Raw genomic sequence first — 24505 nt, forward strand, 5'->3', positions numbered from 1 at the left:
GTTTTTTTATTTCGTATTGCGGTCATATCCCGCTTGTTTAATTTGAAGCCATTCCTGCAGTCCAAGACGATCCAGCTCTTTCAGATAGGCATCCCATTCCTGCTCGATTTTCCCGTTTTGATACCATTCCGTGCGCATGCGCAGTACATAAGCGAACAGGTCGGTTTCAATGGTGGACAGTCGGTCGAGCTCATCAATGGAGAAAAATACGCTTGGATAGACGTTTTCCGCTTTCATATGTGGAACCATGACCCGATCCAGAAGCTCCATGCGCCATGCAGCATCTTCTGGTTTAGTCGTGTATTTGTCGTAGTAACTGTCGAGAATCGCCAGGGGTCCGGCAATGCTCGTTTTTTGTCTAAGTTCGACAGGCGCAGCCCCTTCTAATGGCAGATGCTTCAGCATACCCTTGGCTTCATCAAATTCAAAAATATTTTGCTGCGTTTCATCCCCGTACGTTCCCCAGTTGTTTTGGATCGATTGGAGCGGATCGTACAGCTGGTCTACCCACTTCGCTGTGGATTCCAGATTTTTATTGCTGCTCGTGATAACCATACGTCCTCTGTCGAGTCCGATCCCATTGGTTCTCGTAACATTTCTCTCTCCATCCGGACCGGCAAGCGGAGGCAAAACATCATATGTGTCATTCATTCCCGTAATGTTGGCCTTATCCCAAGTGAAATACATGCCGTACTTATGGTCCTTGCCTTTGGCCAGATACGTATTCCAGTCCTGCTGATAGGCTTCCACATCCACAAGACCTTCCTGGACAAGCTCATGAATATATTTCACTGCTTCCTTATAACCTTCATCCGCTGCCGTAAAGACGACCTTACCCTCGTTTGTTACCACGGTATGGTCCCAGTTCTCCCCAAGTCCGAATGCGGCAAAGAGAAAAGTCAGATCTTCTCCGCCCGGCTTGTTAATGAACGACAACGGAATTTCATCCGCTTTTCCATTTCCATTGGGATCTTGCGTTTTGAAGGCGATTAGCACTTCCTTCAATTCCTCGGTCGTCGTCGGCATTTTCAGTCCGAGTTTATTCAGCCATTCCACATTGATCCAAGGCAGATTATCCACCGCTTGTATCCGCTGCTTGCCGCTTCCCAGTTCCTCGATCCATGGGAAAGAGTAAATATGTCCATCCGGTGCCGTGATCATGCTCTTGTATTCCGGAGCTTCCTCCAGCACCTTTTGTAGATTGGGCATGTATTGTTCGATCAAGTCTTCGAGCGGAATGATGGCCCCGTCCTTGGCCAGTTTCAGGAGATCATAATCTCCGTAACCTGCGTCAAAAATGGCATCGGGTAAATCCCCGCTGGCTACCGCCAGATTTCTTTTTTCGGCAAACACATCACTCGTGTAGTTCTTCCAGTTGATATGCACATTGGTCTTTTCCTCAAGTCGCTTGTTAATCAGTTTCTCGTTCGGATCGGCCGGAGCCAGCGGCGAGCTCTGTGTGATAAAATTCAGTGTCACTTTCCCGTCGGGAGACTGGGCTTCACTGGCTGCGCCGCCGCCCCCTCCTCCACCACAGGCTGTGAGCAGAAGTACAGCAGACAACATGGAAAGGGATACCGATGTAATGCCTCTTTTGGACTTTTTCACTTTTTTCATGACGTGACCTCCACTTTATATTGTTGGATCTGGCTTAAGATATCTCAGGCTGTTCACTATTTGAGTGAACCTACCATGACACCCTTTTCGAAGTACTTTTGAAAGAACGGATACATGATAATCAGCGGTAGACTTGAAATGACGATGGCAGAATACTTAATCATCTCGGATAACCGTTTGAGCTCCGCCATGGCAAGCTGATCACTGATCATGCCCGGTGCAGCCTGGTTCTGGATCAGAATGGAACGCAGAACGAGCTGTAAGGGATGAAGATTGGGATTATCCAAATAAATCATGGCATCAAAATAAGAATTCCACTGCCCAACGAACGCGTACAACGCAAGGACAAAAATGATCGGTTTGGATAGCGGAATGACAATCTGAAAGAAAATCTTCATATCGGAAGCACCGTCCACGTTCGCAGCTTCTTTCAGTTCCCTCGGTACACCTTTGAAAAAAGTTCTGGAGAGAATGATGTTCCACACGTTAACCGCTCCGGGAATGATGATCGCCCATATGGTATCCAGCATGCCGAGATTACGCACAAGCAGATAAGTCGGAATGAGGCCGCCACCGAAGAACATCGTAATGATAAACAGAACCATGAAAAATCCTCTTCCCGCCAGCCTTTCCTCAGACAAGGCATAACCTGCACAGATGGAAACCGCCACGGTCACAAAGGCAAACGAAACCGAGTATAGCACTGCATTCGCGAAGCCTCGAATCATGGCCGGATTGGACAGAATCATCTGATAACCATCCAGACTCCAGTCGGATACATTGAAGGACAGTCCCTGATTAAGCAGTACGGTTGGATCCATAAAGGAAGCGATAACAATATAAATGAGAGGAACGACCACAACCAGTACAGCACAGGTGAGAAAGATGGCGTTCAGTGCGAGGATCAGACGATCCAGCCCCGTCGGTTTGATAGTCATGAGTGATACTCCTTTCTAATAAAGGCCTTCGCCTTCGTTTAATTTCTTCACAATCAGATTCACGGTAACGAGCAGGATGACGTTAATGACAGAGTTAAACAATCCTACGGCCGCAGAATAGGCGTAATCGCCGGACTGCAATCCGACCTTGTAAACATAGGTGGCAATAATCTCGGATGACGGCAAGTTCATGGATGTTTGCATCAGGTATGCCTTTTCGAATCCGATGGACATAATTCCCCCAGCTGCAAGGATAAACACAATGGCCATAATCGGACGAATGGTCGGAAGGTCGATGTGGCGAATACGCTGAAGGAGGTTTGCTCCGTCCAGATTGGCTGCATTGTGAAGCTCAGGATCAACATTGGCTAGAGCTGCAACGTAAATGATCGAGGCCCAGCCTGCTCCGGTCCAAATATCGGACAAGATGTAGATCCAGCGGAAATATTCAGGTTCGGACATAAACATGATCGGCTGTCCAGTAATCCATGTGGCCAATTGGTTCACTGGCCCTGTTGGGGATAAGAAAATGAACAGCATGCCCACAACAACGACAACCGATATGAAATTGGGTGCATACAGAAACAATTGAATATTCTTTTTCACTCCAGCTTTGCGTACCTGATTCAGCATGAGTGCCAGCAAAATCGGCACCGGGAAACTGAATATCAATCCAAAAAAGCTGAGCTTAAGCGTATTCATGAATATGATGTCGAAATTGGGAGAAGCCAAAAACTTCTCGAAATGTTTCAATCCTACCCAATCGCTGCCCATAATCCCCTTGATCGGACTGAAATCTTTGAATGCGATGATGGCTCCATACATCGGAATGTATTTGAAGATCAGTGTCAGGATTAGAGCTGGCGCAAGCAATACATACAGGAAATAATTCTTTTTGAGCTGCTGTAACGGATGAAAAATGGAACTCCTCTCTTTGAGGCCTTTCCCCATCCTCTTATTGGTGTTTACTGTGTTATCCAACACACGACCCCCGTTCATTATTAAAGTTTACAATTGCTCATAGTAAGGGCTTTCAATATTTACAATTGCTTATTTGATATTTTACAATTTATCAGGATGAGTATCATTTAGTCAATACAAAATGTGAAAAATAGTTGTGCATTTGCTTCAATTTTTTATGCATAACTCTTTTCTAATTGTACGTTTAACGGAATAAATATCCAAAAAATCCCGTAATATAACGTATTTCATCCTATAACAAAAGATTCTGCATTGGCTATGTACGGTGTAAACTTAAATGACGAATAAATTAAGAATGCGAAGTTCGAAATTGACAAAATAAATTATTAATTGTGCATTTGTAAATTTACAATTGCTATTTACTTCGATATATTATACATTTGACTTAGAAAACACTTGGGACGATCAATTGACCAATAGAGGTGAGGCACGACATGGCAAAAGAGAAAGTTACGATACAGGATATCGCAGATGCTTTGGGTATCTCCCGAAATACGGCTTCCAAAGCTCTAAATGATAGCGGAAACATTCCGGAAGAAACACGGAGTCGGGTAATTAAGAAAGCCATCGAGTTAAGATATAAACAATTTGCTTATATGGAAAGTGAGCATGTTCTTAGCAGAACGCCGGGCAATATCGCCCTGTTAACAGAGAACCTGCCTAATACGTCTCATTTTGGATCGCTGCTAATTAGCGGTTTGGAGAAAAGAATTAGTGCCGAGGGCTATAATCTGTCCATTCATATCGTTCGTGAAGTTGATGAAGAAGCCCTTACCCTACCTAACAATTTTGATATTTCCAAAGTGGACGGCATCATCTGCATCGAGTTATTCAACCTGGAATATACCCGCCTCATCACAGAGCTCGGAATTCCTACGGTCTTTATCGATTGTGCAGCCAACATCTGTTATCCGGATTTTCATGCTGATCTGCTTCTTATGGAGAATGAACATAGCACTTATCAGTTAACCAAAAAATTAATTGATAGCGGCTACAAAAGTATCGGATTCGCAGGAGATTACAATCACTGTAAAAGCTTCAACGAACGATGGACCGGATATCACCGGGCGATGTTGGAATCGGGATTGCAGGTCGATCTATCCCACTGCATTACAGAAAATGATAAGCTGTTCTTCTCCAAACCTGGTTGGATAAGGGAGCGAGTAGCTGCACTGGAGTCGTTCCCCTCCGCATATGTGTGTGCCAATGACTTCATTGCGGTGGATCTAATCAGAGCTTTTAAATTAAGAGAGGTAACGGTTCCACAGGATATTGTGGTATGTGGATTCGATAACGCACCTGAATCAAAGATTATTGAACCTCCGTTAACGACGGTTCATATTTACAGCAGCGAGATGGGAATTAAGGCTGCCGAAATGCTGTTATCCCGAATCGACAACCCCGAACAGCCTTATCAGGTCTCGCATATTATGACTGCACCCATTATCAGGGAGTCGACACCTGGAATCATGCCAGCCGAGCCGACTCTTGTAAAAAAATAAAATGGAGAAATATACCCTAGTCGAGTTGAAATGCGCCTGATGGTGTTCTCTGAGCAAGTCGTTGAATACAAAAAAAGAAGTGGATACCCTACAGATGGGTGATCCACTTCTTTATATGTTCTAACTTACTTCGCTATTAAACTACATGCCAAATCGCTGCAAATGATGGTCCAAGGCGTTTATAGATTCCTTTCCTCATACGATGGATTTCTATGAATTCAATATCTTCCTTATTCAAATGCAAAAATATCCTTTGCAATGATTCTCACACTTCTGTTGAGCATTCATTCAAATTTATCTTGTTCCATTGATATGCTGGGAAAAGACTCCTTTAAATAACATGCGAGTTGCATTTGCAGAAGATGTTCATGATTGGCAAACGATATATTCAATATCTCCTCTATTTTGCTTAAACGCTGATACATCGTATTAATATGAATGTGAAGCTTGTTCGCAGCACGACTCGCCGACATTCCGGATTTCATGTAAACAGCCAGCGTTTCCTCCAGGTTAGAAGCTTGTCCGCGTAACACTTTCAGGGGCCTGAATACCTCTGATATAAAATCTTCAAGCTCATTAATGGGCTGTTGAATGAATAGTCGGTTGACTCCAATATCCGTATAACTAATGATGCTGGCTTCGCTTCGATTCTTTTGGTAAATTAGTGCTTTTTCCGCCTCCTGATAGCTTAGGTTAATAGCATCTATGCCGGTTCTCGCAGAACCCATCCCCCCAAACAGTTCGGTTTTACTTGCCAAACACCATCTGTTAATACGTTCTCTTAGTTTTCCTTGGATTTCAACTACATCACCCTGTCGGGGCACATTCATCAATAAAGTGACTCTATTGTCGTCCCCAAAAGCAAGAAGGAGAATACTTGAGGTTAGTGCATCACGCAGTAAGGAAACCAGCTGCACGGTTAATATGTTAACTGCGTAAAGATTCTTAGATGCTGTAAATTCCAAAAGGGCGACCATTAACGATGTATCGAAACTCAAGCCCATTTGTTGGAGTTTGCTCCTGTAGGTGTTCGTATTAAATTCATGCTTGAGCTCGTTGAAGAACTGAAGTGATTTATTAAAATTGGATTCTACCATGGATTGCTTACGCATCAGCTCTAAGGCCAAAACGGAAACACCCTGCTCCAGCGCAACCAACTGGATAGGGGCGAGCCCTTTCGTTCCAGGCACAATTAGATAACCCAAACATTGGTGCGACGATACAACAGGATACAGATACTGAATATGATCATTGTGACTCTTCTCTCTACGCGTTATATAATCCGTTGTACCGCAGGAATGAAACAATTCCTGGAGCTGCTCAATAGTCCAGCCTACCTTCTCCTTTCCATCCTTAGGGGTCCACTGATTATCAATAAAATCAACTAAAATAACACCCTCACCCGTAATGCGCGACAGTTCCCGCACGATAACGGATATACCTTTGTTCTGTAGAAAGTGATGCATCAGTGCTGCATGAATTTCGTCACGTTTCTTCAACAGTTCGTACTGATGTCTCAAATCCTCATAGAGTTTGACATTGCTCATTACGATGGATACCTGGTTAGCGAAACTCTGCAGGAGCTTCAGATCGAAGTCTGTGAAAAGAGGAATCTGACCCTTTTGGTAAACGATTAGGACACATTCTACTTGCCCGTTAATTAAGATGGGAACGGAGATGATTGAACGAATATCACTGAAATTAAATGACTCATGTAGGTATTGCTTGTTCATGGGTGTCATTGTACTCGTATCACTAAGAACGATGGACCACGAATTATATAATCTAGAGGTCCCCCTCAAGAACGTATTGCCGACAATGCCTTCACCGGGCTTGATTCTCATTTTGACAATTTCTTTACCCATCTCGCCAGTCCTGGCTTCGGATACCAGTTGCCCAAGATACCGATCATATCTCCACAAAACGCCTACACAATCATAAGGGATAACAGATAGTGCGCTTTGCAAGATGCGGCCAATCAATACGTTCCAGTTCAGTTGCTGCGTCACATCCTGAATACTATTCATCATTTGGTCCATAGCCCGCTTATATTTGGAAGCAATATATTCTGTATAACAAGGGTAGCACATAGAGACTAACTGCAGCATTTCCTGCCGAGAAACGATTAATGGCTTATAGATTCGCAAGGCCACACACACATCTTCCTCATATGGAAGAAATACTAACACAGACTTCTTTGATTCTTGAATACACATCGGTTCAGTTAGCCTAACATTGTTATTATAAATCGGAGCCAAACCATGTGTATTCCCCCTTGAATCTATTAGCTCCCATTTCGACCAATTCCCACTTATCCATACCTCACACTCACAACCCTCTAGGATAGCACTGGAGGACGCATTCAATACACTGAACAAATTCAGTACCCCCTTAGTCAATGTAGCTTTTAACACTATTTCAATAAAACAAACACAAAAATCCACATTGAGGTAGAAATATCACTCTTGTATCATAAATTTATTAACAGTGTCATTACACTATATGAGAAAGAAGGTAACACGTTGAACAAGCTGATGCAAGAGAAAAAGTACAGGTATGTCATTTTAGCATTATTGTTTGTTGGCTGGTGTCTGGGTAACTTGGACCGATTCGCAATTAACTATGCCATTGTTGCCATAGGGCAAGATATGGGGTTCAGTGCTTCCAGTCAAGGGATTATTCTCAGCAGCTTTTTTCTGGGATATGCGCTTATGCAGATCCCTGGAGGAAAATTGGCTGACCGGTTCGGCTACCGCAAAGTAATTTTGATCGCAGTATTCTCATGGTCAGTATTCACCTTTTTTACCGGCAGTGCCTGGTCCCTACTCTCTCTAGTTGTATTCCGGTTTTTATTCGGAATTGGTGAAGGGAGCTTTTACCCTTCGGGTTCAAAAGCTATTGCTGTAAACTTTCCTGTCACTCAAAGAGCCCGGGCAATGTCTATCATGTTGTCTGCAGCCAAATTCATGGGCATCATTACGCCTGTACTTGCCGGAATTGCCCTTGTGACGATTGGTTGGCGCAGCTTCTTTTACATCACTGGTGCAGTTGGAATCCTCGTAACCGTCCTGATGTTTTTCTTCTTGAAAGAGCCTGGCCAGACCCCCTCTCACAATGCCCCAGGTGCTGCTGCTGCCCCTAAACCCAAAGCTTCATTAAAGACGATTATTCGCATGCCTATGATTTGGAATCTGTTCATCTGCAACTTTTGTATTTATGCCATCAACTGGGGATTAAAGTCGTGGATGCCAACGTATATGGTTCAAGTCAGAGGATTAGAGATCGTAGAGATGGGAATGATCGCCACAATTCCAGCGATTGTCGGTATCGTCTCAATGCTTGTGAGTGGATATATCATTGATCGCATTCCTGCAGGAAAAGACCGGTTATTTGCATTCGTATTTGCTATCCTCGTTGCTATATTCCTGTATTTCATGAGCACAGCAAGCAGTGTTGCCTTATTTATTACGCATGTGTCCATCGTAACCGTCCTCGCAGGTTACATTGCTATGTTAGTCATGACCAAACCTCTTAAAACGTTACCCACCTCCATCATTGCTACCGCAAACGGATTTATCAATACAGGAGCTCAGCTGGCAGGATTTATTACCCCCATGCTCATCGGATTTATCGTTGACGCTAGCGGAGGCTCGTTTACTATAGCCTTTGGTACGCTTGTCATTTTTGCAGTTATCTGTGCAATTACTCTTTTGTTTACCAAGACGAATACTTCATCAAAATTGGAAGAAGCCAACATACCAACACCAACAACAACAATGTGAACATCGACATTAAACAAAAACTAATATAAAGGTGTGATTCGTAATGGATATTAATTTATTTGTATCAAATTCCGTGGAAGAAAAAAGTGAACTTTACACATCTCTTAGCGACCAGATCTGGTCTTTCGCTGAAATCGGCTTTAATGAAAATCAATCTTCGGCGGTCCTTATGAACGCTCTAAAGTCTGAAGGGTTCTCTATTCAAAGCGGAATCGCAGGACTCACTACAGGATTTATGGCATCCTTCGGTTCAGGTAACCCGGTTATCGCCTTCCTTGGCGAATTTGACGCCTTGGCCGAACTGAGCCAAGAAGCTGGGGTTTTTGGACACAGTCCTGTTATTGAGGGGGAGAATGGACATGGCTGTGGTCATAACCTTCTCGGTGTTGGCTCTTTGGCGGCAGCCGTAGCAGTGAAAGAGTATCTTCAAAGTCATCCTGAAGTGAAAGGAACTGTTCATTATTTTGGCTGTCCAGCGGAGGAAAGCGGTTATGGAAAAGCTTTTTTGGTTCGGGAGGGATATTTCAGAGATGTCGATGCCGCACTATCCTGGCACCCACATATCTTAAATGTGGTTCCACACGGAAGCACGAATGCAGTCGTACACGCAACGTTTAATTTTAAAGGAATCAGTGCACATGCTGGTGCATTCCCCCATCTGGGACGAAGCGCGCTGGATGCGGTAGAACTCATGAACGTTGGAGCTAACTACATGCGCGAGCACATGGTAGACCAGGCCAGGCTTCATTATGCCATTACCAACGCCGGAGGGATTTCACCCAATGTCGTACAGGCAGAAGCTGAGGTCACCTATCTGGTTCGAGCACCTCAAATCACACAGGTACAAGAACTTTTTAATAGACTGGTCCGCATTGCTGAAGGTGCTGCGCTAATGACAGGGACACAAATGGAATACGTATTTGAAGGCGCATGCGCCAATATCATTCCCAATAATACACTTGAATCTCTAATGCATCAAAATTTATCCGCATTGGGAGTACCCAAATATAACGAAGAGGAAATTAGCATGGCCAAGTCGTTTTATCAATGTATACCGGAACAAACCAAAAAAGAATCCACTTACCTGGTCGGCCCACAACTCGGAAGCATATTGGCTGAACGGCCACTTGCAGGGTTCATTGTCCCCTATTCCGGCGAAAACTTGAGATTCACCACTTCATCAACGGATGTTGGGGATGTAAGCTGGAATGTTCCTACTGCACAATGTCTGATCTCCACTTTGGCTTTCGGAACTCCAAAGCATACGTGGCTAACCGTCGCACAAGGCAAAACAAGTTATGCACATAAAGGAATGCTGCTTGCCGCAAAAACAATGGCATCCACCGCCATTGAAGCCATGCTAAATCCCTCAATCATTGAAAAGGCAAAAAGTGAGCTCAAGGAAAGACTCCGTGGAGAAAAATACATCTGTCTCGTTCCAACTGATGTACACCCTCCTGCGAAGTAAATACTCACCAATACACCATATCAGATCAATTCCACAGTCGTTTAGCCAACCTGCCCGTCAGTTTAATAAAAGCAGCCAATCATATGGATTGGCTGCTTTCTTGTTCTTATTGCTAACATTATCACGTTCGTTTAATCCTACTGAATATTCATCTTCTGTTTTTCCGTTGGAATTTTAGCCTTACTACTGCTTCGTTCTTTATTAAACAGTACGATGGCCAAAAGTAAAGCTGTGCCGACAGCGGCAAACCCCAACCAGTTCAGATACAGGACAGACGTACTTCGAATGACGAGACCACCTACAGCAGATCCCAGTGCAAAACCGAATTGAATGAAAGACGTATTTACGCTAAGAGCAATGTCCGGATTTCGAGGCGCTAGAGTAACTAAGTATAGCTGCTGGGCTGAGGAGATACTCCATGTTGATAGCATAAAGCTTCTTGGTAATATTGAGTTCAGAATCTATTCGACATATTTAAGAATAAGCTGGTATATTGCTATCGAAAACCCCAAAATGCTTGCTTTCATTTTAGCTGGATGATTTCTTTTACTGCCAAATAAATAAAGGAACATCATTATAAATCCTATTGGAATCCATAGCTGAAAGGAACCTTTTGCTGTATAACTAGAGTAAATTGGAGTAATGGTAGTACTGAATAAAAAGTAAAAGAATACCGTAAAACGTCTTGTTTCTAATTGTTTGCTCCACCTTACTAATAAGAAAATAATAACTACTACGATAATCGTGATGTGTACAGGGGGAATAAGTATCGTAACGTTTCCAAATGTTAAATCCATTTTTGCGTTGCCCTCCTTTTTTCACCTACTCATGCTCATCTTTCATTGCTTTCAGCATCTAAATCATGAAGCATCCATTATATCAGAATTAGAACCATTTATTGTATAATATTAGGAAGAAAATATTCATATCACCATTAAATTATAATTAAAGCATACATGGTAAAAATGACAAAAGCAGCCGATCGTGATGATCTGCTGCTTTTGTCGTATAAAAGGCGCTATCCTTTTTTAGCGATCACTATTATTGTGCTTTTCAATAACTCTATTTTACACAATGAAAAATAAAAGATCGACTTTCAGAATTTGCGTATTTAAATTCCCAATCCCCATATGTTTCAATTTTAGAAAAACTGGCTTGTTTCAGTGACTCATCCAATTCTTCTTGCTTTCGGAATCGTATCTGCATTTTTTCATGAACGAGGACTTCATTTGTTTTTGTATTTTTCACAGTTTCATAGAACGTATAAACATCTTGCTCAAACCCCTCATATTCTGTATAGATTTCAAGAGGGTCTCCACTTAGCCTGTCTTTAGCTACATCAGGACTCATATCCTTCTCCCACTCTTCCCACACTTTTACCAGAGGATTTCTTGTATCAAAAATAAAGTGACCGCCAACTTTAAGGGATCGGAATACGTCTGAGATCACTTGTTTCCAACTATCATCTGTAAGAAATACCTGTGCAACATTGGCTGTCATAATAACCGCGTCATACGTATTGGTTTGTAAGTTGGAGCTGTCTCCTACAATCCAATTCACATGTCCTGAATCATCCTTACTTCTCGCCAGTTTAATCGCTTCTTCATGGGGATCAATAGCTGTGATTGTATATCCGTTTTGAGCAAGATGTGTAGTCCACCTTCCTGTTCCACAGCCTAAGTCAGCTATAGACTCCACTTTCAATCTCTTTAGCAATGCAAGGAAAAATTCATCATCTTTTCCCCAAAGGTTAATCTGGTCATATACTAATGGAATCATAAATGTTGTTTCCCACTTTCTATATCGTTTTGTGCGATGAATCTGGATATTACATAAGTATAAACGGATATTCCTGAAAGGGTTCATTTTATCTGCCCGTTAGACGAATGAAAGCAACCCATCACCACGAATACACCCAAACATTAGTAGAATCGTCACGTTGACTTATCTATATTTCCTCATTATAATTCGGACATCGAGAGCCATGCCAAAAATTGCTGGCCACGGTTGCCAATACCATGTCGGTTCAGAATGTTCGCTTTCGAAGTATGAATCTTGTCTATAAACAAACTCAAAAGTGAAAGATGTGAATGAACGATGAGTAAACAGAAGTTGTACTACGGGAAAGATATCGAAGTCATGTTTGATTCTGAGGTATGCATTCATTCCGGTATTTGCGTAAAGGGCCTCCCTGCTGTGTTTGATTTGAGCAAACGTCCTTGGGTTAATCCCGATGGCGATACTTCAGAGGCCATTGCCCGGCATATTGACACATGTCCAAGCGGAGCACTCACGTATAAACGTCTGGACGATGAATATTCAACAAGGAAAGAGGGATGAACATGCATCATGTAGAACATGAACCTGCTAATAAAAGATTTACTATTCAAGATAATGGCGACATTGCTGCGGTAATGACGTATGTAATCTCAAGTCCGGAGCTGTACATTATTGATCACACGTTGGTTGAAAATGCTTACCGGGGACAAGGGCTTGGCGACAAGCTGCTCAAAGCTATGGTGGAATACGCGCGGGAAAACGGTATTAAGATTTTACCTTTGTGCCCGTTTGCCAAGGGACGTTTCGACCGCATCCCTGATTACGCGGATGTTCTCAATTCATAACCATTGAATGATGACCATATTAAGAGAAAAGAGCCTGAGAGTACGAGACCTCTTCGTCCCTCTCAGGTTCTTTTGCATGAACTGCTCCTGTCATTTTGGTGGGCATCTTCATGAAAGTAATGTTCAAATTGACTTAGATATTTTCCTTTATCCAAGAACGCAACTTGTCAGCATAGAAAGAGCGCTCTTCTGGATCGGACTGTGAACCCTTCGACAGATAAAGTTGATCATTCATATATCTAGGGTAAACATGGAGATGATAATGCCACACGTCTTGATTGCCGGCTGGTTCATTATGCTGCCTTGTAGATATCCCATCACATCCATATGTACTTTTCATCGCAATTGCTGTAATCTGAGCCGCGCGGTGAATCTCAACGGCATAGTACCCCAAATGCAGCAAAATGGACATTCGTATCCTTCGGGCTTGTGTGAAAATACTGCTGTCATCTCTATTTCCCAACCCTTCTCCTATTTTTCCAATCAACTATTTTAACATATCAATAACAATAAACCTTCGTCACCAGAACCCGTTTAGACAGGATGTACATTTTGGATTTTACAAGATGCTACTTGGGCCTTTTACTGCCTCATGCTATGGTTCCTGTGATCACTGAGCTCTTCACGATCAGCCTCTTCCATCTTACGAATATATCGCTTCAATTCCTCTTTGTGTGCCTCTAACTCTGCTAGACGGATGGATGCCCCGTTAAGAAATGATTGCATTTTATACCCCAATGTAGTCGCAGCATTACCGCTCCAATCTTGCTGCAAGCGGTCATGAATAGAATTCATTTTCTGCTCCTGTTGCCTCAAGCGCTCCTGTAGCTGCTCGCACTGTGCAACAGCTCTTTGTAGATCCGCCAAGGATACGGATATTCTCCCCATGGTGCCTTCCTCCTGTTATTTAAACTCGTCTGCCTGCAGAAAATCCTCACGTTTGCGTTCGATGTATTCGGCGATCTCACCAATTGACTCTTGGTACCAGCGGTTGATCCTTTGGAGTGTTGCCGTCGCGTTATACGCAATCGGCGTGAATGATTGACTCTCACTTGTGGAGATATGTGTCTGGAACATCTGGATAGAAGCCTGGGCATCATTCGTGAATCCGCTCAGGCTGAGGCGCATTTCCCTTGCTGCTTGTGCCAACTCTTCTGGTGTTAATTGAATTTTCACTCCATCTGCTTGTGTGTTGACCGCAACTGCAACTAATGGTGCTACGACACCGTTGACAATGCTCGATAAGGATGCAAGTGCTTCTTGATGAGCCGTCCAGCGCGGCGATATGCTGATCTCATCGCCTGTCGCACGATTAATCAGTGGGCCGACGAGATTTCCATTTTTATCGAACTGATATTGATTCATCGAATGGTATCCTTTGCCTTCATCTTTGGAAAAGGAATCGAAAAACCGATAGATATTGCCTACCTGAAACTTGTCCAGATTAATTGTAAACGGGAAATCAAATAATTTAACCGGCGCGTTTGCTCCTAGAGAGCGAATAGGTACCGTTAGTTGATATTGATACTTCCAGTTCTGATACATAGCATTAGCCGAATCGAAATCCTGACCTCTGTAAAAGGTGCTACCTACGTGCCTGTCATACTCAACAATTCCACCCGCACCAACAGAGTCGTTGGGATCGACGACATTCACCACTTTACCATCGTAATGCCCCTCATTAACTTTTGCCAAACTCACGTCATCTAGAAGGTTAGTCACGCTCGGTGCGCTGTATGTCATGGCCGACAGGTCCTGACGTGCGGGCACATATTGCGCCAATCCGCCACCAAGCGAATGTCCTGTCAATGAAATGCTAGCATCAGGGTACATCTGACTCACTTTCTCGTACAGTACTTCCGCTTGGTGAAACTGGTTGTTCTCCCACTCAATGTCGTCCTTAATCGCTTCAATAAAGCTTTTTTTGAATATGTTGTGATGGTCTGGATCCGTTACCGCATCCTCTAACCGGCGTGTTCGGCCGCCAAGAACGTCAAATACGTCTGTCTCGTAATCAACTCCAATATCAAACCAATGTCCATCCGGCTCAGTTCCTCGGTAACCGATGACGATTTGATCGGTTTGTTCGTTTTGAAACACCAAGGCGTCAAACCCTGAAACTTTGTTATGTAACTCGGCACCGTCAGGCTCAACCACTTTCCAATGATCCAATTCCGGGAGGACGTATCCCTCCGAAATGTCTTGATATGCAAGCTTGGAAAACTTCATGTACATCTCATCTGAAATGTAGGTTTTCAAAAAAATATACCCCCTATATTTACTCTCAAACTTAAAATATAGTAATATACCCATATCATGATAGATATAAGGAGTGGACACTATACTAAAAAGTAAGTCTCTGAACATATTTATTATTGTTTGTTTTGTCCTAATCATGGGAGGTTGTAGCTTCATGTCTGATTCTCGAGAAGATACTCAAGCCATTAACAAGGCTATGAATGCAGGAAAAACGTATTTTAAAGAAAAATATGACCTCAACGTTGAATTTACACGCCACAAGTTTAATCCGCCCGATCTCGGTACGGACGTTGGGCTTTATGGACATTTGACAGAAGATCCAGATACCGAGGTGTTCCTCCTTATTAATTATGATACGCTCGAAGTCGTTACTGTGGGTGTCCCCGAAGAACTGATTAAAAAATAGGAGATAACTGAGCCTTTTTCTGAGGCTCTTTTCTTATATTTAGCCAATTTTTATTTTTCGGGACGCCACCTTGCTACCTTTTCCGTAATGAGGAACTACACTCCAAAAAGACCTCCTTCTTTTTTCCAAAGAAGTAGAATTTATTATAGTCCATACATTTCTACCAAAGAAGTTAAACATCCAAAAACAGGAATATAGTCACCCTTCTCATCCCAAATAAATACGACTCAATGAATGGATATAGGCTGTTGTTACCAGAAGAGGATAGTTGAATTTTCATCATTATACTGGAGTGGATTTGGCGTTTAACACACGTTTACCGTTAATCTAGCTACTATATTTTCTCTTTAGTACATTTACATACTTCAGTCAATTCCATTCCAATAATTTTTGCAACTGTCCATCTATTTTCCTCTTTTGTGGCAATACGGGTTATTTTCAAATCATGTTTTATCTTAGTCTTTGCAACAAATGTTTCATTGTATTATTTTACTTTCCCACTCAAGCAAATTTTTTTATCCATATGTTCACTCCATTTAAAATTAATATGTAATATTTTATCACGCTGAGCTACGTTACCCGTTACTTTTATGACTTTTCACTACTCAGCATGGCTTCAAGTATTTTTATACCTGTAAAGTCTATCATCGTTCTCTATCTTCACCCCAGCCAAAATAACGGTTTGAATCTCCAATCCACATCGGTAGATGACTTTTTTGCAGGGTAGAGGCTATCGGATTATTATCATTTAGATTAGCCCGGACAAATAAACTCAAATCGCTAACAGATGACTTAATCCCCCCGGCTCCTTCATGTATAGAAAGATCCCAATGAGGGAATCTTTTCCCTGTTGAAGCATGTCCATTTAAAAACCTGCCATCCTGTTCCGAATTAAGTATAACGGCTGTCTCATTCATCTGTAATGGACTTGTTATGTATTTTTTTAACAGCTCATCATACTTGCTTCCTGACACCTTACATAGAATGTTTCCCATTATAGCCACACCGATATTGGAGTATCCAAACGAATCAATGCTATCCGTGTAATCAGCAGTAGATAAAAAAGCAGCTAAATCTTGCTCGGTATACATGGAATAAGGATTCGATCTATTTTTAGCCAGATTGTGGTTTGCTGCCAATGCAGGTAATCCAGAGGTATGGGTAGCAAGGTTTTTCAAGCTAATCTTATACAAATAATCGTTTTTAACGTTTGGCACAAACTTACCAACCATGTCATCCGGGGAAAGCAGTTTTTCCCTTTCCATTTCTAATAAGAGTATGGATGTAAAAACTTCGTTATGGAGCCGATTTCAAACAACATGTGCTCAGGAGGGACCACACTTTTCTTTCTATTATTACTAATCGATAAGTATTCAATATCACCCTCTCTAACAATACCGATCGCAAGCTGTAAATGTTTCTTATCTTTCGTATACTCTGAAACCAAGTTATGTAAATCCTTCATGTAAAAGTTACTCCTTTTAGGTTGTATACTTACATAAATACTCAGTTGTTGAAACCACGCTAATCAACCTCCTTTGGAGGCTGAATTATGTATTCGTTTCCATTAGCATTATATTCCTGCCCATGAAATGAATAAAAGCAGACGAGCATATTGGTCGGCTGCTTTCTTAGTTTTATAGAACTAACGTTTCCGTTAGGTTAACAAAGTAACTATGTCGAAGTTTGAAAAAATTTCAATCCTTCAAGGTCTGATTAGCTTGACTAAAAATAAAATGATCATTAGGATTCCAAACGTGTAGATGATCAGCGCAGTATCCACGTAACCACAATACGCCGTTAATCCGTCTAAGATAAAACCCTTTTGGAAAATCTTCGTCTTCAGCTAGTATCTCCGATGCTATTGTGATCGAGCCTATTGGAGCTCTATGTTGCTGTGTAGGATTTCCCGTGTTACCTTCAGGCTGATCTAGGTACGCTAGTCTTAGGTGAGGTCCCAGCTCTAGCGGGCACAATTCCAAATCTAATTCACTTGCCCTTTCAAAGATCTGACTCGTAGTGGCTCCATCTGGAAAACCAAGTTTTCCAACGGTTAGTTCTACGGTCTGCAGACTGTACTTCGTATCAGAAGTTGTAAATTTATCATCGGTTATTAGCTTTTCTCCCAATTCATTCATCAAAATAGAATTTTGTTGCAGCTTCTGGATAAGTTGTGTTTTCGTAAGCCCGCCTACCTCTACTATCCTCATATTCACCTCACAATTGGGATATATCTCATTTTCAATACACACTCGTAATCACTCCTAACAATTTGGTTAGGCTTAAACCGATTTATTAGACTGAATTTTATATTCTAGAAAACAACATACATTTCCTTGTTCAACTAAATTCCGTTTGTTAAACGACTCTTATAGTTCTTTTGAAATTGAAAATTGTAAATTTAGGTAATCGGAATATATTTATCTCCCCGACTCGGACATGAATTTGTACCGATACGACAAGAAAGCCGCTAAATTAGCGACTTTGTATGGTACTATAAGTCCTCTTCTGTCAACAAAAAAAACCGTTACATCATCATTTCATAGAGTAACGATTTTTAGGTTGGTCTACGATAATGAACTGCATTGTTGCCCTTATGAATTTCTCTGAGAGTTTCATCAATGAGACTTCTCTTTCTATCACAAGCGTTCATTAATTTTGATCAGCATTTCCTTTAAGGTTTGCTTTTCCTCCTCGGTAAGAACTTGAACGATATCTTCCTCCACTCTTTGGAACGAATCTTGAAAGTCTTCAATCAGTTCAATTGACTTGGGCAAGACATATATATTTTTTTGTCGTTCATTATTGGCGGGAATTCTGCGCTCGATATACCCTTTTTGCTCTAGACCCTGAAGCATGCTAGTAATGCTAGCCCCACGTAAATGGAACCGATCTGCAAGGTCCTTTTGAATAATATGATTATCTTGGTTCTGATAAATATAGTCGATTACTTTCCCTTGTTGAGCGTTTAATCCCAGCTCTTTTATACTTTCGTCTGCTCTCTTCTTTAACTTAAGACCAATAATCTGGAACAAATCCAGATAAGGTGTATCCTTTGGGGATTTCATAATTGTCCTCCCTACCATTGTTAGGAATCTAATTGTAAGTAATCAAACTATACTGTGATCCCATATTCTTGTCAAATTAAAATTAGTTTGTTGACAGTTAGAAAACTAACAGTTAACATTCTAATTGTTAAACAACAAACATTTGGAGGGACTCACATGGAGAAGGTCATTCAAGATAATGTGTTAGAACAATTTATAGCGATTATAAATGTACGTATCTTTGATGGAGATCAATTGATAACACCTAGACATATTGTCATTAAGGGAGAGTCCATTATATCAGTGGGAGGAGACATTCCTTCCGATGCAACGATTATTGATGGAGAGAATGCCACTCTGATGCCTGGTCTTATTGATGCACATGTGCACACCTCAATCGGCGGACTAAGAGATGCCATAAAATTCGGCGTGACAACAGAACTTGAAATGAACGGCGATTTTACCCAAAGAGGGCGCGAAATTCAGTTAAAAAATCTGAATGACATCGCAGACGTCCGCTCTGCTGGTACAGCGATCACTGCTCCTGGTGGACACCCAGATGAATTGCTGCCAGGTGGAGATGAAATTCCAGAATTCATATTAAAAGAATTAGAGAAGTTATCGGAGGAAGACCGAGAAGCAATGTTGGCCGCATATGCTCACGATCATGAAGAGATACCGCAGGTTACAACGTTGAATGAAGCGATTAGACATGTGCACACCCAAGTAGAGAATGGTGCTGACTATATTAAGATCATGATTGAAGAAGGAACCGTCATGGGTGCACCTGGCCTGCCTGTACTAAGCGATGAGATTCTAAGAACAGCTGTAAAAGAAGCCCACAAGTTTGATAAGTTGGTCATCGCCCACGTTTTGACGGCTCATTCATCGCAAGAAGCCATCAATTTAGGAGTCGACGGTTTAGGTCACTTGTTTATCGACAGACCCGAGAATACGTCCGAGTTAGTGAAATCCATAGCAGATGCAAACGCTTTTGTAACGCCGTGCTTGGTGTTGAACTCATCGATCCTCGGAAATCCGGCTTCGGAATTGGCAAATGATCCGCGTGTTCATTCTAAATTAAGTCCGGATTGGATCGATATTTTAAACTCCAGTTTTAATACGTTCCCGCAAGGCAATATGGAGAATAGCTTCAAGAATGTGATGGATCTTCACCATGCCGGTGTTGATATTCTTGTAGGGACAGATGTCGCCCCGGTTCCCGTTCCCAACCTTGGTGGTCTTGCACATGGAGCCAGTGTCCATCATGAAATGCAATTGCTGGTAAAGGCGGGGTTCAGTCCGGTGGAAGCCCTTCAGTCAGCTACTGCAAAACCAGCCCGCTGCTTTGGTCTTCACGATCGTGGCCGTATTATTGAAGGTGCGCGAGCTGATATTATTCTCGTAGACGGTGATCCTACCACTAATATTTCAGATACCCTGTCAATCAAATTTGTGTGGGTTAAAGGTATTCAACAACTATGTGAATGAGTCTTGGCATCTCCACATATTGTCGTCAAAACGATTGCATACTCCATTAACGAACCACACAATACCTCTGTAAACGTTCATATATACCATGACCTCCTTCGACAAATAAGTGAATGAAGAGGATGGTTTTCCGTTTTCTATTGTTTACTATGCTTTGTATCAACAGTAATTGCGATCGGATTCCAGAGAATGATTTAAGATACTCTGCCCTTTAGCTTAACGTAAAGGCAGCCGGCGAATTAGCCGGCTGCCTACTTAAATTATAGCTCTATGTTTTAATCTAGAATTACGATAATATATGTTCCACGTTTTAATCGAGATGAACCCCTTCCACCTCTCCGACTAACAAATACACCCATTTATTCAGGAAGGCCCTGGAACGTGTTCCCACGTGTCAGTACCTGGCTCTGATCTGCCCAGCGGATCTGAATCGAACGGGAAGTGAACAGATCAGGTCCGTCTGAGACTTGAAAATGCAGATGCGCCTCACTGGAGTTACCGGAATTACCAAGCTGCCCGATGAGATCTCCCTGCTTGACTTTATCCCCCGTTTTTACGGCTGCACTCCCTTCCTTGAGATGTGCAGTGACGCTGTATTCCCCATTTCCATGATCGATGACGACAACATTCCCTGCCGGCTCTTCAGCATTCATCACGCCTGGCGTGTTATCCGGAATATCATTTTTGACTTCAACAACCGTCCCATCTGCTGCTGCATAGAGCGGCTCACCAAAAGCATAATAGTTTTCATTCACAGCGGCCTCCCCTTGATAACTTGAATCTTCCTTCGTGCGAATTATGTCCACTGCGTAACGCTGCGATTCATGCGCATAATGATAATTGGACATCACATCATTTCCTCCCCAGAACACGAACCATTCCCCCTTCATAGGAAACTGAAATTCGGTCTTGGTAAATGCCTTGTCCGTCTCCTCATACGTTTCAAGTGGCTGGATCAACAGCCCGTCAATCTGATGATCCTCGGCAAAATAGGCTTGTATTCCTCTGGTCCCCGTCTGATCCTTCCAGGAATGCTCCATCAGGTTGTTCATTTTGACTTTCGTAACCTGTTCCCAGGAAGTGACCCCCTCCGTGAAGCTGTCCACAGACGTCTTAAACTCTTCCAGCGATATCGTGTCCTGAAGTTCCGGGCTCATTTGATTGTAAATGTCCTCCTTCGAACCGTTCATCAATGTATCTATGAAATGTTCAGGCGTAATCATCGCGTCCTCCGTTGCTGAGTTCGTCTCTTCCTTATTGGTGTTTTCTGCTGCCGGTGCATCACTAGATGCCTGTTCTGCTGATGGCCGTTCCCTCTGGTCAGATGATTCTGTAGTGCCGCAGGCTGACAAGAGCACACACGCACCAAGTGCTGCGGCAAGCAGCTTCCAGCTCTTATGACTTCTCCGTAAGTCTTTTTGCACATCATAACCTGCTTTCATCCGTTCCTTTTGAATGAACATTTTGGCCCGCCGCTTGCTTCCCATATGAATTCTATTCACTTCCCTACACCCCTTCTGTAGAACAATATCTTCCCAATCCAGTGTACAAAACCAATCTTATCCTCCGTCTAACCTCCTCTTACGTCTATCATAACTTTGAGGCAGGCTGCTGCTTCATAATTAAGATTCTGTTAAGGTTACAAACACGCTCCACGGCCCTTATGAATGGTATGATAGATTAGATAGACCAACGCAGATGAACATAAGGAACCACTAATATATACATAAAAATCAGGAGGATCTCTTACGTCATGGATAACGTTTCAATCCTGCTTGTTGATGATGAACAGGCGATTTTACATATGTTAAAAACGGTTCTGCTCAAGGAGCAATTCGTGGATATTGACACGGTAACCACAGGTGAAGATGCTATTGCTGCATGTGAGAACAAGACCTATCACTGTATCGTGCTGGACGTCATGCTGCCAGGCAGAAGCGGGCTGGAAATTTGTCCTTTTCTGCGCCAATTGACCGATGCACCGATTCTCTTTTTAACCGCCAAAACAACCGATTATGACAAGTTGACCGGCTTCGCGGTTGGGGGAGACGATTATGTTGTTAAACCATTTAATCCACTTGAAGTGGTCGCACGGATGAAATCACTGCTGAAGCGGTATTTGCCCAGACAGACAGAATCAGGCAGGCTGCTTCCGAATTATGACGCAAATCCGTCACCCCCTTCCCCGCAGAAAGGGATATATGATTACGGACGCTTTCAGTTGAACGAGCACGCCGGTGAACTCAGGGTCGAAGGTCAGCTCGTAGGGTGTCCGGCTCTGGTGTATCAGCTGCTGCTCTTTTTCTGCAAACATCCCAATCGAATCTTCACCAAATCCGAATTGTATGAGCGGGTATGGGATTCGGAGGCCATCCGTGATGACAACACCGTCATGGTTCATATTCACCGAATTCGTGAGCGTATTGAAGCCGATCCCTCCAGCCCTGAACTGCTGGTGAATGTCCGTGGTTTGGGATATAAGCTCGTTCAGCCCGAGGCGGAGCTCCGAAGATGAGCATACGCCGCAGATTGATGACACGATTCATTGGCCTGCTTGCGGGTGCTGTAATTCTGATCCTGGTTCTCGGTGGAAGTATCGCATATTGGGTCATCCAACAGTTGAATGAAGCCAGCCTTGTTGACGATTTTGCCTCTGTCGGGCTCGAACAGCTGATCAGTACCGCAGAGATTTTGCCGGACGGTACCGTTCAATATGATCCCGCGCTGCTAAAGCGTGTGGAGGAGAACAACGGCTGGCTTCAGGTTCTCGATGAGCAAGGCCGTGTGGTGGATGCCTTTCACACCCCTTCCGATGTCCCGAATCACTATAAACCCGGACAACTTCTATCCTATTGGGAGGGGAAAAAGCCCTTTCCCTACCAGCTCTATCTGCTCATTCGGGAAAGAAAGGGGATCAACTTCACCCTGCTGTACGGGGAGAGCAATCAGGCGGTAACGATTTTGGATCAAATCTACACCGATGGAAGTTATGCCAACGGCAAGCTTGTACTGCCCTCCGAGCAGCAGGACATCCTTCGCTCGGCGGACGCCTATCTTGAGATTTTGGATGAGCAGGGACATATCCTTACTTCTTTCAACAAACCTGCACTTGGCACACCTGACAGCTACAGCATTCAGGACCTGATTCTGCGCACACGATACCCCACCAGGTACGGAATAACCACGGTAACTATCTATGATGAACAGGATCAATTAACCTGGATGCTGAGTGTTCCTCTTGCGAGCAGTCCGGCTGGCATGAACGAGAATCCCTTCGGTTTTATTTTTGGTCCTGCCCTGGCTGCACTTCTGGTATCCATCATCATCCTGCTTGTGCTGCTTGCATTCTGGTATGCCAATCGCTTCGGTTATCCCATGCTGCATATGCTTCAATGGCTGCAGCGGCTTGAACGTGGACACTACGAAGAGCCGGCTGGCACCCGGGGCAAGCCACGCAGCCAGAAGCGTAACGGGAAATGGCGTCAAAAATATCGGGTATATGCGGAAGTGCTGCACTCTATCCAGTCGTTGTCGAGCACACTTAAACGTGATGAAGAACTCCGCAGACAGACCGACTCTCTGCGCGAGGAGTGGATTGCTGGGATAACTCATGATCTGAAGACACCCCTGTCCTCCATCCAGGGATATGCGCACATGCTGGAAGCTGAGAAATACAACTGGACCTCCGAAGAAATACGGGAATTTGCAGGCATCATGCTGGATAAATCCATGTACATGGACCGGTTGGTGAACGACCTGTCCATGACATACCGGCTGCGCAGCGGTGGATACCAACCCCCTATTGAACAAACAGACGTAAATGCGCTACTTCAGGATCTTGTACATCGTGCCGAGCGTAACCCGGCTTATGGAGAAGGCCGTATTACATTCCAACCTGCCACAGTCGCGGTGCAGGGTTATGTACATATCCCGTCCTTCGAACGAATTGTCGATAATCTCACCGCCAATGCCCTGCTGCACAATCCACCACAGACGAAGCTGACCGTTCGTGTTGAGCCAGGTGAGCAGGCCGGCGACTTCCTCATTCAATTTGCCGATGATGGCCGCGGAATGGATCAGGAGACGGTATGGAGGCTGTTCGAACGATACTATCGCGGCACGGATACGGCGACATCCGATGTCGGATCAGGCCTCGGCATGGCGGTAACCAAAGGGCTGATTGAGGCCATGAAAGGCCGAATCGAGGTTCAATCCCATCCGGACCAGGGAACCACCATACGTTTGATATGGGATCGTCATTCGAATGAAGCGAAATAAAACTCCGCTTGACCTTTTGATTTTCAGTCTATATAATCGACACTCAATAACACCTGTTCCAATATATTGATATGGATCTCAAGTTCATTTCAATCCAAATGAACTGACAATA

General features: G+C 43.3%; 22 protein-coding genes and 1 pseudogene. 9 read left to right on the forward strand and 14 right to left on the reverse strand.

Going from position 1 to position 24505, the window contains the following annotated elements:
• Positions 1–6: 6 nt before the first annotated feature.
• From ABIC22_RS02615 to ABIC22_RS02625, 3 genes are read right to left on the reverse strand one after another with little or no spacing between them, the layout of a single operon-like run.
• On the reverse strand, positions 7–1617 hold the full coding sequence (locus ABIC22_RS02615) for an ABC transporter substrate-binding protein (RefSeq protein WP_354477988.1): 1611 nt from the start codon (positions 1615–1617) through the stop codon (positions 7–9).
• A gap of 56 nt (positions 1618–1673) precedes the next feature.
• Positions 1674–2555, reverse strand: a complete 882-nt coding sequence (locus ABIC22_RS02620; protein ID WP_095289251.1) for a carbohydrate ABC transporter permease — start codon at positions 2553–2555, stop codon at positions 1674–1676.
• A gap of 15 nt (positions 2556–2570) precedes the next feature.
• Complete coding sequence (locus ABIC22_RS02625) at positions 2571–3506, reverse strand: ABC transporter permease (protein ID WP_174818704.1); 936 nt, start codon at positions 3504–3506, stop codon at positions 2571–2573.
• A 464-nt stretch (positions 3507–3970) separates the two neighbouring features.
• Here ABIC22_RS02625 and ABIC22_RS02630 point away from each other — a divergent pair, with 464 nt between their 5' ends.
• The gene (locus tag ABIC22_RS02630; RefSeq protein WP_354477991.1) at positions 3971–5038 is read left to right on the forward strand and encodes a LacI family DNA-binding transcriptional regulator; all 1068 of its coding nucleotides are present in this window, start codon (positions 3971–3973) and stop codon (positions 5036–5038) included.
• A gap of 284 nt (positions 5039–5322) precedes the next feature.
• Here ABIC22_RS02630 and ABIC22_RS02635 read toward each other — a convergent pair whose 3' ends face one another.
• The gene (locus tag ABIC22_RS02635; RefSeq protein ID WP_354477994.1) at positions 5323–7296 is read right to left on the reverse strand and encodes a helix-turn-helix domain-containing protein; all 1974 of its coding nucleotides are present in this window, start codon (positions 7294–7296) and stop codon (positions 5323–5325) included.
• A gap of 207 nt (positions 7297–7503) precedes the next feature.
• Here ABIC22_RS02635 and ABIC22_RS02640 point away from each other — a divergent pair, with 207 nt between their 5' ends.
• Positions 7504–8820, forward strand: coding sequence for an MFS transporter (locus ABIC22_RS02640; protein ID WP_354477997.1), 1317 nt, complete (start codon positions 7504–7506; stop codon positions 8818–8820).
• Positions 8821–8863: 43 nt separating this feature from the next.
• A complete protein-coding gene (locus tag ABIC22_RS02645; RefSeq protein ID WP_127538267.1) occupies positions 8864–10288 on the forward strand; it encodes a M20 family metallopeptidase in 1425 nt (474 codons plus the stop codon).
• Between the two features lie 137 nt (positions 10289–10425).
• Here the strand turns inward: ABIC22_RS02645 and ABIC22_RS02650 are convergent.
• The 3 genes and pseudogenes from ABIC22_RS02650 to ABIC22_RS02660 form a co-directional block, all read right to left on the reverse strand.
• Positions 10426–10722: pseudogene (locus ABIC22_RS02650) on the reverse strand (MFS transporter); the annotation flags it as partial.
• A 27-nt stretch (positions 10723–10749) separates the two neighbouring features.
• Positions 10750–11085: a hypothetical protein gene (locus tag ABIC22_RS02655; protein ID WP_354478000.1), complete on the reverse strand. Its 336-nt coding sequence runs from the start codon at positions 11083–11085 to the stop codon at positions 10750–10752.
• A 265-nt stretch (positions 11086–11350) separates the two neighbouring features.
• Entirely contained in the window at positions 11351–12067 is a 717-nt protein-coding gene (locus ABIC22_RS02660) for a class I SAM-dependent methyltransferase (RefSeq protein ID WP_127538265.1), read from the reverse strand.
• Positions 12068–12385: 318 nt separating this feature from the next.
• On the opposite strand from ABIC22_RS02660, the gene ABIC22_RS02665 reads away from it, so the two are divergent.
• Positions 12386–12628, forward strand: a complete 243-nt coding sequence (locus ABIC22_RS02665) for a (4Fe-4S)-binding protein (protein ID WP_095289244.1) — start codon at positions 12386–12388, stop codon at positions 12626–12628.
• 2 nt (positions 12629–12630) lie between these two features.
• The gene (locus ABIC22_RS02670; protein WP_354478004.1) at positions 12631–12912 is read left to right on the forward strand and encodes a GNAT family N-acetyltransferase; all 282 of its coding nucleotides are present in this window, start codon (positions 12631–12633) and stop codon (positions 12910–12912) included.
• A gap of 582 nt (positions 12913–13494) precedes the next feature.
• On the opposite strand, the gene ABIC22_RS02675 is transcribed toward ABIC22_RS02670, so the two are convergent.
• Positions 13495–13800, reverse strand: coding sequence for a WXG100 family type VII secretion target (locus ABIC22_RS02675; protein ID WP_354478007.1), 306 nt, complete (start codon positions 13798–13800; stop codon positions 13495–13497).
• Between the two features lie 15 nt (positions 13801–13815).
• A complete protein-coding gene (locus tag ABIC22_RS02680) occupies positions 13816–15171 on the reverse strand; it encodes a lipase family protein (protein WP_354478010.1) in 1356 nt (451 codons plus the stop codon).
• A gap of 154 nt (positions 15172–15325) precedes the next feature.
• On the opposite strand from ABIC22_RS02680, the gene ABIC22_RS02685 reads away from it, so the two are divergent.
• Positions 15326–15577, forward strand: coding sequence for a hypothetical protein (locus ABIC22_RS02685; RefSeq protein WP_354478012.1), 252 nt, complete (start codon positions 15326–15328; stop codon positions 15575–15577).
• Positions 15578–16221: 644 nt separating this feature from the next.
• Here ABIC22_RS02685 and ABIC22_RS02690 read toward each other — a convergent pair.
• From ABIC22_RS02690 to ABIC22_RS02705, 4 genes are all read right to left on the reverse strand, one after another.
• Positions 16222–16842 (reverse strand): serine hydrolase domain-containing protein, encoded by a 621-nt coding sequence (locus ABIC22_RS02690; RefSeq protein WP_354478015.1) that lies wholly within the window; start codon positions 16840–16842, stop codon positions 16222–16224.
• Between the two features lie 2 nt (positions 16843–16844).
• Positions 16845–17042 carry a hypothetical protein gene (locus ABIC22_RS02695; RefSeq protein WP_354478018.1) on the reverse strand — a complete coding sequence of 66 codons (198 nt, stop codon included), beginning with the start codon at positions 17040–17042 and terminating at the stop codon, positions 16845–16847.
• 232 nt (positions 17043–17274) lie between these two features.
• Positions 17275–17787, reverse strand: coding sequence for a helicase (locus tag ABIC22_RS02700; RefSeq protein ID WP_354485823.1), 513 nt, complete (start codon positions 17785–17787; stop codon positions 17275–17277).
• A gap of 429 nt (positions 17788–18216) precedes the next feature.
• The gene (locus ABIC22_RS02705) at positions 18217–18645 is read right to left on the reverse strand and encodes a MarR family winged helix-turn-helix transcriptional regulator (RefSeq protein ID WP_127538262.1); all 429 of its coding nucleotides are present in this window, start codon (positions 18643–18645) and stop codon (positions 18217–18219) included.
• 156 nt (positions 18646–18801) lie between these two features.
• Here ABIC22_RS02705 and ABIC22_RS02710 point away from each other — a divergent pair, with 156 nt between their 5' ends.
• A complete protein-coding gene (locus tag ABIC22_RS02710; RefSeq protein ID WP_354478021.1) occupies positions 18802–20115 on the forward strand; it encodes an amidohydrolase family protein in 1314 nt (437 codons plus the stop codon).
• 359 nt (positions 20116–20474) lie between these two features.
• Here the strand turns inward: ABIC22_RS02710 and ABIC22_RS02715 are convergent, their stop codons facing one another.
• Positions 20475–21617: a M23 family metallopeptidase gene (locus ABIC22_RS02715; RefSeq protein WP_354478024.1), complete on the reverse strand. Its 1143-nt coding sequence runs from the start codon at positions 21615–21617 to the stop codon at positions 20475–20477.
• Between the two features lie 251 nt (positions 21618–21868).
• On the opposite strand from ABIC22_RS02715, the gene ABIC22_RS02720 reads away from it, so the two are divergent.
• Both ABIC22_RS02720 and ABIC22_RS02725 read left to right on the forward strand, forming a co-directional pair.
• Positions 21869–22630, forward strand: a complete 762-nt coding sequence (locus ABIC22_RS02720) for a response regulator transcription factor (protein WP_354478027.1) — start codon at positions 21869–21871, stop codon at positions 22628–22630.
• Positions 22627–24393 (forward strand): sensor histidine kinase, encoded by a 1767-nt coding sequence (locus ABIC22_RS02725; protein ID WP_354478030.1) that lies wholly within the window; start codon positions 22627–22629, stop codon positions 24391–24393. Before ABIC22_RS02720 ends, ABIC22_RS02725 begins: the two co-directional genes overlap by 4 nt.
• The last annotated feature ends 112 nt before the right edge of the window (positions 24394–24505 follow it).

It is taken from the genome of Paenibacillus sp. PvP094 (assembly GCF_040546835.1).
In the GTDB taxonomy this organism is placed as follows: domain Bacteria; phylum Bacillota; class Bacilli; order Paenibacillales; family Paenibacillaceae; genus Paenibacillus; species Paenibacillus illinoisensis.